Here is a 12,089-nt window from a genome sequence, read left to right as displayed (position 1 = left end):
TATTTTGGTACCGCTCTGACTCTATTTTACTTTACGGTCTCCATTCCGTCTCTTTGGTTACCGCTCCGCACCTTTTTCTCTCTTCACGGGCACCAATACCCCTCTTTGGTTACCGATACGCACCTTTTTCTCTCTTCACGGGCACCAATACCCCGCTTTGGTGATCGCTCCGCACCTTTTTCTCTCTTCTCGGGCACCAATGCCCCTCTTTGGTTACCGATCCGCACCTTTTTCTCCCTTCTCGGGCACCAAACTCCCTCTTTCGTGACCGATTTGTACCTTTTTCTCCCTTCTCGGGCACCAAACTCCCTCTTTCGTGACCGCTCTGTACCTTTTTCTCCCTTCTCGGGCACCAAACTCCCTCTTTCGTGACCGCTCTGTACCTTTTTCTCCCTTCTCGGGCACCAAACTCCCTCTTTGGTTACCGATCCGCACCTTTTTCTACCTTCTCGGGCACCAAACTCCCTCTTTCGTGACCGATTTGTACCTTTTTCTCCCTTCTCGGGCATCAATCCTCCCCTTTGGTTACCGATCCGCACCTTTTTCTACCTTCACGGGCACCAAACTATCTCTTTGGTTACCGATCCGTACCTTTTTCTCCCTTCAGGGTCACCAAACTCCCTCTTTGGTTACCGATCCGTACCTTTTTCTACCTTCTCGGGCACCAATACCCCTCTTTGGTTACCGATCCGTACCTTTTTCTCCCTTCACGGGCACCAATACCCCTCTTTGGTGACCGATCGGCACCTTTTTCTACCTTCACGGCCACCAAACTATCTCTTTGGTTACCGATCCGTACCTTTTTCTCCCTTCAGGGTCACCAAACTCCCTCTTTGGTTACCGATCCGTACCTTTTTCTACCTTCACGGTCACCAATACCCCTCTTTGGTTACCGATCCGTACCTTTTTCTCCCTTCTCGGGCACATTACCTCCTCTTTCGTGACTGCACCGACCCATTTTTTTAATTCAATTACAAGTCTGGTAGTGCAGTATTATCATCATTTGTATATTTAATATGATAAAATCTACTAAAGTCCTCTTGGAATTTGACTATCTAATCCATTTAAAGGAGTTCTATTATGCGAGAAACTAAAATCCTATTAGAAAAGTTTCAACAGCACGCAAACCCGGAACAAGCCATTTCAATGGAAAAATATATGAAAAACCATTTTGCATTTCTCGGAATTAAAACACCTAAACGAAAGGAAATTCTCAAAGATTTTTTCAAAGAGACAGATATTGCGAAAAAGCCCTTTTCAAAGGATTTTGTTGAAGATCTTTGGAGACAGGAGGAACGTGAATACCACTATGCCGCTTTGTCCTACTGTCAAAAATATGCGAAAACCTTTCAGCTTGGTATGGTTCCCTTTTTTGAAGAACTTATTACAACGAACTCATGGTGGGACACCGTGGATACGATTGCTCCCCATCTAATTGGAGAGATTGCCCGCCGGGACACCAGCGTTATCGAGGAATTTATGGATAAATGGGTGACTTCCGACAATATTTGGCTGCGAAGAACGGCGATATTATTTCAATTAAAATATAAAGCAAATACAAACCCAGACCTTCTCTATCGTTATTGCCTATTGAATGCAGATAGTAAAGAATTTTTCATACAAAAGGCTATGGGATGGGCTTTAAGGGAGTATTCAAAAACAAATCCTGAATCTGTAAGAGACTTTATTCACTCTCATTCATTACCAAAGCTCACTGTCAGAGAAGGCAGTAAATATATATAGATAAATTGGACAGGCACAGAAAAGTGGCCACGAAATGCCAGCAGCAACAAATATGTACGAATGCAGCCAGCCTTATTTAATAATGCCTGTCCCATCAATTTTCGTCGTTACTTTTACACGGAATTTTGCTTTCGGATATAATTTCTGCCATTTTTTAATTTTCACATCCTCAGCCCCGATATGAGTCGCTTCATATCGCTGACCAAAGCCAATTGGGTCTACTTTTGCCTTTTGCAATTTTTTTAGAAGACTTTCGAATTTTTTCTTATAATGCTGATTCGTTATTTTTTCATATTCATTTAAATTTACCTTCTGATGTTCTCTATGCTTTTCCTCTAGATTCCCTTTAAGTGACACCATTATATCGATAATTGGTGAATCCTGATGGTTCGTTCTTATTTTATACTTCACCTTCGCTTTACTGGAAGCAATAGTGAAATCATACTTCTTCGATTTTACATTTATTTCGGATTTTACCTTTTGCTTCACAAATAAATTCAATAGCATAGTATCATCGTTATCTAAAATAAGGGATAATCGTTTATTCCGAATTACACCGCTTCTCTGTATTTCTAATGTATTTTCCTCTTTTATATATTTTATAATAGGCAGAACTGGATCTATTCCCGGTTCCACTAAATCTCTCCAAAAGCTGAAAAGATACTCTGAAATAATATATGGAGTTTCAGTGCCTTCATTTCCAAATAGCAATAATAGATTGTTGCTCGGTATATACTCCCCTTTTGGGTGATATTCCAAAATTTCCCTCGCAGTAGAATCCGATAAACTTACCCAGGCAATTTCTTGGATATCTCGCCTCCGTGAAAACCAATCAAGTGTTGTAAACAGATTCTGCTTGGCTACTTCATTACCAATAATAATGACCTTCATATGACCAAAATCAAGCTCTTTGTCTGCATTAGCTTTAATAATACCAATAGCTTCAGCGACAGAATCACCCTCCTCGGAAAAAATAGTACTGTCTCCGGGTGCTTTCGGATCTCCACTCGGCAGCACCAGTTCAACCGATACTTTATATCTTTTCGTTGCCCCCTTATCGACTCCAATCGATACTACAAAAAATCTTTTATCAATATCTTTAAAGCCACAGCCACCAATAAAAATCACGAAAACTATTACCAGCAATAGCAACCATTTTCTATTCATATTTTTTCTTCCTCCGAATGGTCCATAGCAGAACAATATTCATGAAAAGTGCAGCAGGGATTAAGCCATTTATCCATGTTTTCATAATATCGAAATGATTATTTTCCGATGTTAAAGCATCAATGATAAATGTCATAATTGCAAAGAAAGCGGAAATTACATAGCTTATAATATTTTTCCCTTTCACTTTGAATTTTGGAAAAATACTTTTAAATAGCTGTAAACTAACATGCCAATGAATTAAAATGCTGACAAGCGAAATATTTAAATGCAGTAGCAAAAAAATAAACAGAACTCTCTCTACAAATCCAAGCTCCATCCTCATGGAATCAGCAGTACTGACCCACGGAAACACATACGCTTCCACTCCCCTAACGGCACCATGAAATCCTATCGGACCAAACGTAGTAACGAGTAGAACCTGTAATCCAAATAGTATTATTAACCATAGCCATTTTAAGTTGATTTTTTGAAACTCACGATTGAAAATAATTAGATTTGCAAATCCAAAGTAAATAAAGGTAGCAGCTGAGATAGCCGACCAAGAAGGTAATTCACGATAATGAGTTAAAAAAATGCGTACAGCGTCCCAGCTAAAATATTCATTAAAAATAGCTTTTATTAATATTAGTAATATAAATGGTGTATTTAATATAATAATCAGTTCCGTTGCATATAAAACTTTCTTAGAAGGCATTAATATATAAAAACATAATAATAGCAAAAACATTCCGGTAATAAGAAAACCAGACATATCAGGACTAATAAACACCTTTGTTATGGTAATTAATGAAAGCAATGTAAATATGCCAGCATAAAACCACATAAATCCATTAAAAAAAATATAGATATTTTTAAACCATTTTGGAAGGTATTTCTCCAAAATTTCCGGCAAGCCCATTCCGGGGAATTTTGAAATTTGCTTAATAAAAAAATACATTAGTCCCATACCAACGATCGTTCCTATTGGAATGGCAAGCAGTCCTCCCGTTAAACGCTCATTCAACAAAATCCGAGGAATGAATGTTAATACATTCGTAATCATATTTACGATAATCAAATAATAAAAAAATCGATTCATGGACATGCCTTCCTTTATACTTGCCTTTTTCTCGTTTGTTCACTATAAAATAATTTCAAATATGGTTCACCAAGACTGTTGATATTTACAAGGAAGAAAACGAGTCCGATTAAGCCTACAACCACACCGATGAGGCCGCTAATCGACGCCAAAAAAAGAAGCACATACTTCACGTTTCTCATCGCAAAGCCCATTTCATTTATTGGAATAACAAAGTTGGAAATAGCAACTGCAGAAACAATAATAATCATAATGCTTGAAACTAATCCCGCTTCCGTTGCTGCTGTCCCCAATATTAAACCACCAACGGTTGTAGCAGTCGGTCCAATTGCTTTTGGCAGCCTAATACTTGCCTCCACTAATAACTCCATCATCAATAGCATAAATAATACTTCTAGATAGGATGGAAAAGGTACCGTTGCCCGGCTTCCAGCTATCGTTAACGCGAGCTGTATCCGAAATAATTCAGGATTATAGGATGTTACTCCGACATAGACTGCCGGAAGTAAGGTGCTGATAAATAATCCGATATAGCGAATCATTACTAGAAACTTTGCAATCCAAAAAGGCATATAAAGATCTTCCATTGAGCTTAGAAAATCATAAAAAACAGCCGGTCCAATTAACACGAAAGGAGTACCTTGCAAAACGATAACAAATTTCCCTAGTGCGAGATTATAAGCTATCCGGTCTGGGCGTTCTGTAATTAGATAAGTGGGGAAGAGGGTTTTTCTTTTGGTGAAATTTCTCAAAAGTTGTCCAGCAGTTTGGATTACTGCTTTATCCAATTCCTTTATTTTTTTCCGTATTTCATCCAGGACTTCCTTTTTTATTAATGATTCATCATATAAAAGGGCGAGCTGTACTTTACTTTTATATCCTATTTCTCCCATAAACTCTGTAATTAATGTACTAGAATGATACCTTTGGCGGATTAAGTTAAGATTCACCTCCAGATTTTCACTCAAAGCCTTCTGCGGTCCATGAATGGTCGTTTCAACACTTGCATCTAGAACCTCTTTATTTGTTTGTAATTTTAAATCTAATATAATGACTTGTTCCGGCAAAAATACAGCAACAGCACCATGAAAAATATCCTGTAATGCCCCATCATTATCCTTAAATTCCTTAAAATCGGCCAATGACTGCAGGTAATAAGAATATTCTTCTGTTGCATGCATTTCAAAAAAGGGCTTCACGAGTAATTGTTGGATTTTATCCCCGTCACATAAGCTCTTCATATATATTAAATAAATCTGCTCATTACTCTTCTTTAACGGCTGGATTTTTGCATCAGCACTTCCATTAAGCTGTAATTTTAAATACTCAAAAGTAGATTTTGTCATTGGATCGGTCACCTTTAGTTAAAGACATACTATCTATGTATCTTTATCTATGAAGAGGAAATTATACGCTAGAATGATCAACTATTCATATTGTAAAAAAAATATGTGTGTTATTATGTTGATATTAAGACAGCACGCTTAGCTTGAGGGGAGTTAGTATGAAAAATCAAACATGGTTATCGCTCAACTATTTTGCCTTTTTCTTTACATGGGGAGTATTTATGCCGTATTGGACCGGGTGGCTGGTAGATAGCAAGGGATTAACGGTTCAAGCTGCGAGTGCAGTCATTGGAGCTGGTTTTATTTCTAGATCCATTTCTACACTACTTGTTTTTCCGGCTTTTTGCCGACATAAATCCATTGCTTTTCTGTTAAAAATATTTCCGATTATTTCAGCCATACTTCTATTTTTGTTCTTACCTTTTACTTCCGTAAATATTCTTACGGCAATTATGGTTTTTTTCACTATTTTATATCCACTCATTCTTCCGTTAATGGAAAGCACGGGAACGATGATGGTAAAAGCCGACGGGATACATTATGGAAAGAGCAGGCGCTGGGGATCCATCGGCTACACAGTAGCACTTATTGTGGTTGGAATCATTACATCCATTTATAAAAATCAGGCTATTTTTTATATCATGGCTTTTGGTATGTTACTAATGATGGTAACGACCAATTTGAAATCGCCGCCATCGATTAATAATAAGATTGGCGGGGAAAAAGGTTCCTCCTATAAAGGACTGTTCCAATCAAAAAGATTTCTGTTAGGATTAGTTATCGCAATTCTGTTACAAGGAGCACATGCTTCTTATAACAATTATGGCTTTCTTTATTTACAAGATCTCCATGTGGATAACTTTTATATTGGATTTATTCTAAATATTGCTGTTATAGCGGAAATAATATTTTTTTCTGTTGCTGATCGATTTTTTCAAAAAACATCTATTCCTATCATGTTCATTATTGCTGGAATCGGATCAGTAGTACGCTGGTTAGTGATATTCATTTTTCCATCTGCAATCGTTTTTATTGCTATGCAGCTATTGCATTCTCTTACCTTTGGTCTGACGCATTATACGCTTATTCGATTAATAAACGAAGAATTGCGGCAGCAGGATATTCCGGCTGCACAAGCTGTATATACTTCTATTGGCATGGGGTTAATCGTTGGTATCTTTACATACCTCGGCGGTTTCCTGTATAGCCACTCTCCAGGATTAGCATTTGGAGGAATGTCCCTATTCGCTTTACCATGTATTTTCATTGCAGCTTATATGCATGTACACCAAAAGAAAATCGCACAAGCAATGTAAAAGGGAGATCATATTGGATGATCTCCCTTTTACTTATTATTCTCTCAACCTTTTCATTTTTAATAATATATTGATAACAGCAAAGGTTAATAAACAAATTAAGATGACATACACTATCTTGAGAACAATCATTAATTTTATATGGGCATAGCTTGGATTAAAGATGATGGAAAGCGCAATTAAAATAATTCCTAAAAGCGGAAAAAATATGGTCATGAAAAGCTTTTTATACATTTCAATTTTAGAGCTTGAGTCTGAATAAATTTCTGTTGTCTTGGCCGTATCCGTCTCGGCTCTAAAATAGTGCCATCCGATATACTGTGTCACATGCTCCCAGCCAGCATCCTCAAATAATGTAATATATTCCGGTAAATCTTTGTTATTCGTTGATTTATAATCTGTTTTATAAATAACCTTCTTTGGCTCGGTTTTTACAAAGGTATACACACATAAATTATACTTCTCCAGCATCCAGCCTTGCTCAGCCATACTTTCTAGCCAGTTATTCTCCTCATCATCCTGCCATGCCCATAATAGCTTAAAGACCCGTTTCTTCATGGTATTACCCCTCACTCGTAAAAATATGCTGTGTTCGTTTCACTAATGTTTTTAATCTTTCAAACTCATGCTTGATTATTTCCATTCCTAATTCCGTTAAAATGTAGCTTTTCCTTCTTTCCTTTTCTTCCTCGGCAATTTTCTTAATTAAACCATCCTTTTCCAATTTACTTAAGGCTCCATATAGGGTACCAGGACCTAAATTAACCTCTCCTTCACTTAGCTCCTCCACCTTTTGCATAATTCCGTAACCGTGGAGCGGTGAGGTTAAGGAAATTAGTATATAGTACGTAGTATGGGTAAGCGGAAGGTACTTCTTCAATATCTTTTCATTTAACATTATGAAAGCCTCCAACTATATCGGAAGTTGTTATTTCGTTACGCGATATATCGTTTAACGATATATTATTTCATTTCGACTTTCATGTCAATATTTTTTATATTTTATCTCTTTACAAAACTAAAGTGTTTAGATAGAATATTCTAAAAAAAATAAAATGGTTATGATGAAGATTGCAGGAGGAAATTGTCTGAAGAGAGTCGGTGGTAGCTGTGAACCGATGCTATTTCTTCTAATGCTGAGCACTTCTGAACTGACTGGCTGAAAATTTAAGTAGGCTGGTTCGGCTACATGTCGTTAATTTTTAAGGTTACGAATGCAAAGTAACAAAACGAGGGTGGTACCGCGTTTTCCACGCCCCTCCTAATAGGCTCAGGGTCTATTGGGAGGGGCTTTTATTTTATTTGATGGCTGTTCTCATATTCATTGGTGCTTCTCGTATATTGTTATGAATCCTTATTTAAAGTTTTTTATCCACAAGCCCAAACTAGTTTAAGTAAAAGTCATATGGAAAGGATGATGGGAATGCTTTTTAAACAGCAATATTTGTTCACTCCCGGTCCAACTCCCATTTCGGACAGAGTGACGCATGCTATGAACCGACCAATGCTTGCACATCGAAGCAAAGAGTTTTCCAATTTGCTAGAGGATGTTTCCAACAGACTGAAACCAATCTTTGGTTCTAGGGATCCTGTTTTATTGGTTGCAGGTTCCGGCACATCTGCGTTGGAAGCTGCTGCATGCAATATTATGGAGGATGGTGACCATGTAGTCGTTATTATTACCGGAGCATTTGGAGAAAGATTTGCTTCAATCTGCCAAGCTTTTGGTGCCATTGTTCACCGATTACATATCGAATGGGGGAAAGCGTGTGGACCGGATCAATTACAGGACTTTTTAAAATCTATCAAATGCCCTGTAAAAGCAGTATTCGCCACCTATTGTGAAACTTCAACAGGGGTAATCAATCCAATTAAAGAGCTTGGGCAAATAACAAAAGATTCATCGAATGCACTCTTTGTAGTAGATGGAGTCAGCTGTATAGGAGCCGTTCGGGTAGATATGGAAGCTTGGCAGATTGATGTATTGGTATCGGGTTCTCAAAAGGCTCTTATGCTGCCGCCTGGATTAGCGTTTATCGCATTAAACGAAAAAGCTAAAGAGACGATAAAAAACTGCCAGACGAAAAGATTTTACTTGGATTTGAATAGGTACTTAGCTTCTTACCATAAAGAAAGCTCAACCCCTTTTACACCAGCGGTCTCCTTGATTTCCGGAGCACAGGAAGTATGCAGTTTGATAGAGGAAGAAGGAATGGAAAATGTCGTTTCGAGACATGAGCTGTTGAAAAACATGCTGCGACTCGGGCTAAAAGAAATAAAAATTCCGTTGTTTGTCAGCGATGAGATCGCCTCTCCTACTGTGACATCCATTAAACCGGCAGAGGAAGCGGTTAAATTAATGAAACAAACCCTTCAGGATAGGTTTGGCATTATCATTGCCGGAGGACAAAAGCATTTGAAGGGAAAAATTCTTCGTATCGGTCATATGGGCTATTGCACACCATTCGATATTTTAAAAGTGCTGACTGGTTTGGAGATCATTCAATCGGAACAATGGAATGAGAATCTATTTGGGAAAGCAACCGCAAAAGCCGAGGAGGTATGGAGAAATTATGTTTAAAGTACTTGTAACAGACGCCATTAGCGAAAGTGGATTACTGCCATTATATGAACATCCGAAATTTCATGTGGACCGTTATGATCAGCTCCCACCAGAAAAGCTCTTTGCTATTATCGAACACTATGATGTTCTCATAGTCAGAAGTCAAACAAATGTGACAAAAGAGTTGATTTCCAAAGCCCCTCATTTAAGAATTATTGCCCGAGCTGGTGTAGGTGTAGATAACATCGATGTAGAGGCTGCGACCTTAAATGGAGTAATAGTTATTAATGCCCCTGGTGGAAATACGATTGCTGCAACAGAACATACATTGGCTATGCTCCTCTCCTTAGCCAGGAAAATCCCACACGCACATCAATCTACTATTAAAGGAAATTGGGAACGAAAGAAATATCAGGGTATTGAGCTATATGAAAAAACACTTGGAATCATCGGGATGGGGAAAATCGGTACGGAGGTGGCAAAACGAGCTCAAAGTTTTCAAATGAATATTTTAGGGTATGATCCCTATCTTACCGAAGACCGTGCGAAAAAGCTTGGGATTACAAAGGCGGATTTGGATGAGATTGCACAGATTTCAGATTTCATTACCATTCATACCCCACTGATCAAAGATACAAAAGGACTTGTCAATGGCTCCTATATTCAAAAAATGAAAAAAGGCGTCCGCGTCATTAACTGTGCTCGCGGCGGTATTATTGATGAGGCTGCCTTATTTGAGGGATTGCAATCAGGCATTATTGCCGGAGCTGCACTGGATGTATTTGAGCAGGAACCCCCAGCAAATTTCGAATTATTAAATCATCCTAATGTCATTGTTACACCTCATTTAGGTGCCTCAACAGAGGAGGCACAGGAAAAGGTAGCACTGGAGGTTAGCGCGGAAATTATCAATATTTGTGAATCTCATTCCATTCGTTCTGCAGTGAATATGCCGCAAATTACCGGTGAATTACAGCGAAGAATGCAGCCATTTTTACAAATTGGGGAACAAATGGCACATATCGCAATTCAATTATTTGATAAAGCACCAGATAAAATTCAAATTGCTTATTTTGGGGAACTCCTTGAGGAAGATACGAATTTGCTTACTCGTTCCATTATAAAAGGCGTCTTATCTCATCATTTAAGCGACTCTGTTAATCTCATTAATGCCCTCCACTTATTAAAGGAACAGGGAGTCATATATAAAATTCAAAAAGAAGCCTCTAATAAAGGATTCTCCAACTTTATGGAATTATCATTATATAAGGGAAAGGAAAAGTTAACCATCGGTACCACCATCCTAAATGGATTAGGTGCAAGAATCGTAAGCATCAATGATTACCGTATAGATGTTAAACCGGAAAAGCATCTGCTATATATTAAACACCTTGATATGCCTGGGATGATTGGCCGTGTTGGCTCCATTCTTGGTGATCACCTTGTCAATATCGGAACGATGCAAGTAGGCAGATCTGCTGTGGGAGGAGAAGCAATCATGATTCTTACTCTGGATAAAAAAATTGATGCTCCAGTGGCTTCCCAGCTCCAATCGTTAACTGGAATTGAAAATGTGCAAATTCTCGAGCTACCAGCAGGCTATAATTAAAAATGACAAGGTGGTGCCAGGCACCACCTTGTCATTTCTGATTATAGCTTTCCATTACATTTTTTATTTCTAAGACAGAGTCTAAAATGAATTCCGCCTTGTATGCTTCGAAGTCTGCACGAGCATCCTTTCCAGAGAGACCCGTTAAGACGGCTGCAAATCGGCTCCCCATTTTTTCAGCAGCCAATAAGTCTGCAAGTGAATCCCCTACAATTAGGACTTCCTCTCCATTCTTTATTGGCAATGGTTGCCCTAATACCTTTTCTGCTTCCGTGTGTTTTCCCGCCAAACCTAACAAGTACGTATATGGATGTGGCTTTGCCAATGACATCCTATTATAAAGTGTTTTTTCCGCCTTTAATACATCATCCGCTGTGACAATATGATTTTCATCGAATTCCTCCAGCCATCCTAGCGCAGCGAATGGTTTAACCGTTTCGAGTTCGGGCCTCCCCGTACCAATCCCTATTGCAATCCCTGCCTCTTTAAGGAATTGAAACATTTCCGAAATCTCTGCCGGTGACGCCAATACCTTTTCATCCTCTAAAAAACCCTTCTTGCCGGTTTGAACAGACGGTCTACCGGTAGAAGAATAAACATTTCGATCTCCGACATACCATTCTTGAGAGCAATGCTCACACACAGACCAGAGGGCTCCCTTATTCCCCAATATAGATCGTTCCACTCCTAGCTTTTCTTCTGCAAGCAAATCAAGAACGTTTAATAATTCCTGCTTGGATTGAGAAAAATTTTCGAAATCCGTTAGAAAGGTATTAAAATCTACCTCCACCTGGTATTCCCGTAATACTTCTTTTATTTCCAAAAGGGTATTTCTATTTATTTCCTGATTCAACCAATTTGCTATTTTATCATATTCCTTCTCCTTCATTTGCGATAATAGGTGGATTAAATGATGGGAAAAGGTTATATAAATCATATCCCAATTGGCATTAAGGCCTCTTGATTTAAAAAATTTTAATATCTGATCCTGTTTAAAGACTTGATTTCTAATACTGGTAATTTCATCATCGGAAAAATCTGTTTTGAATTTTTCAGGAGCTAATCCCAAATAATTCTCACTATATAGAAGCTCCCATACAGTTAAAGCAGATGCATCGAAATAGCGTTCTTCACTTAATAAAACACCATCAACATCAAATAAAACAGTCCGGATCACAATGTTTCCCCCTTAAAAACTGCACTTTATTACACTAGTTTATCATAGTGGAGCAGTTGAAATTGCTACTTTCCCCAAAATCAATAG

General features: G+C 38.2%; 11 protein-coding genes and 1 other annotated feature. Of the genes, 4 read left to right on the top strand and 7 right to left on the bottom strand.

Annotation, left to right across the window (positions count from 1 at the left end; translation table 11 throughout):
* Positions 1-83: 83 nt before the first annotated feature.
* Entirely contained in the window at positions 84-509 is a 426-nt protein-coding gene (locus KHA87_RS17935) for a hypothetical protein (RefSeq protein ID WP_213095545.1), read from the bottom strand.
* A 571-nt stretch (positions 510-1,080) separates the two neighbouring features.
* On the opposite strand from KHA87_RS17935, the gene KHA87_RS17930 reads away from it, so the two are divergent.
* Positions 1,081-1,743 carry a DNA alkylation repair protein gene (locus KHA87_RS17930; RefSeq protein ID WP_213095544.1) on the top strand — a complete coding sequence of 221 codons (663 nt, stop codon included), beginning with the start codon at positions 1,081-1,083 and terminating at the stop codon, positions 1,741-1,743.
* 72 nt (positions 1,744-1,815) lie between these two features.
* On the opposite strand, the gene KHA87_RS17925 is transcribed toward KHA87_RS17930, so the two are convergent.
* From KHA87_RS17925 to KHA87_RS17915, 3 genes are read right to left on the bottom strand one after another with little or no spacing between them, the layout of a single operon-like run.
* Entirely contained in the window at positions 1,816-2,910 is a 1,095-nt protein-coding gene (locus tag KHA87_RS17925; protein ID WP_213095543.1) for a Ger(x)C family spore germination protein, read from the bottom strand.
* Complete coding sequence (locus KHA87_RS17920) at positions 2,903-3,991, bottom strand: GerAB/ArcD/ProY family transporter (protein ID WP_213095542.1); 1,089 nt, start codon at positions 3,989-3,991, stop codon at positions 2,903-2,905. The genes KHA87_RS17925 and KHA87_RS17920 overlap by 8 nt, the downstream gene beginning before the upstream one ends.
* A 14-nt stretch (positions 3,992-4,005) precedes the next feature.
* Positions 4,006-5,337 carry a spore germination protein gene (locus tag KHA87_RS17915; protein ID WP_213095541.1) on the bottom strand — a complete coding sequence of 444 codons (1,332 nt, stop codon included), beginning with the start codon at positions 5,335-5,337 and terminating at the stop codon, positions 4,006-4,008.
* A 158-nt stretch (positions 5,338-5,495) separates the two neighbouring features.
* Here KHA87_RS17915 and KHA87_RS17910 point away from each other — a divergent pair, with 158 nt between their 5' ends.
* Entirely contained in the window at positions 5,496-6,653 is a 1,158-nt protein-coding gene (locus tag KHA87_RS17910) for an MFS transporter (RefSeq protein WP_213095540.1), read from the top strand.
* A gap of 36 nt (positions 6,654-6,689) precedes the next feature.
* On the opposite strand, the gene KHA87_RS17905 is transcribed toward KHA87_RS17910, so the two are convergent.
* Together KHA87_RS17905 and KHA87_RS17900 are read right to left on the bottom strand one after the other, a co-directional pair.
* Positions 6,690-7,211, bottom strand: a complete 522-nt coding sequence (locus KHA87_RS17905) for a DUF2812 domain-containing protein (RefSeq protein WP_213095539.1) — start codon at positions 7,209-7,211, stop codon at positions 6,690-6,692.
* Positions 7,212-7,215: 4 nt separating this feature from the next.
* The gene (locus tag KHA87_RS17900) at positions 7,216-7,551 is read right to left on the bottom strand and encodes a PadR family transcriptional regulator (protein ID WP_213095538.1); all 336 of its coding nucleotides are present in this window, start codon (positions 7,549-7,551) and stop codon (positions 7,216-7,218) included.
* 154 nt (positions 7,552-7,705) lie between these two features.
* Positions 7,706-7,916: a binding site (T-box leader), on the top strand.
* A gap of 160 nt (positions 7,917-8,076) precedes the next feature.
* On the opposite strand from KHA87_RS17900, the gene KHA87_RS17895 reads away from it, so the two are divergent.
* Positions 8,077-9,234 (top strand): pyridoxal-phosphate-dependent aminotransferase family protein, encoded by a 1,158-nt coding sequence (locus tag KHA87_RS17895; protein WP_213095537.1) that lies wholly within the window; start codon positions 8,077-8,079, stop codon positions 9,232-9,234.
* A complete protein-coding gene (gene serA / locus KHA87_RS17890; protein WP_213095536.1) occupies positions 9,227-10,825 on the top strand; it encodes a phosphoglycerate dehydrogenase in 1,599 nt (532 codons plus the stop codon). The genes KHA87_RS17895 and serA overlap by 8 nt, the downstream gene beginning before the upstream one ends.
* 31 nt (positions 10,826-10,856) lie before the next feature.
* On the opposite strand, the gene KHA87_RS17885 is transcribed toward serA, so the two are convergent.
* The gene (locus tag KHA87_RS17885) at positions 10,857-12,002 is read right to left on the bottom strand and encodes an HAD family hydrolase (protein ID WP_213095535.1); all 1,146 of its coding nucleotides are present in this window, start codon (positions 12,000-12,002) and stop codon (positions 10,857-10,859) included.
* Between the last annotated feature and the right edge of the window lie 87 nt (positions 12,003-12,089).

This window comes from Bacillus sp. FJAT-49736 (genome assembly GCF_018343615.1).
Taxonomy (GTDB): domain Bacteria; phylum Bacillota; class Bacilli; order Bacillales; family Bacillaceae_C; genus Margalitia.
The sequence above is the reverse complement of the archived record's forward strand: the minus strand, read 5'-3'. Positions and strand labels throughout refer to the sequence as shown.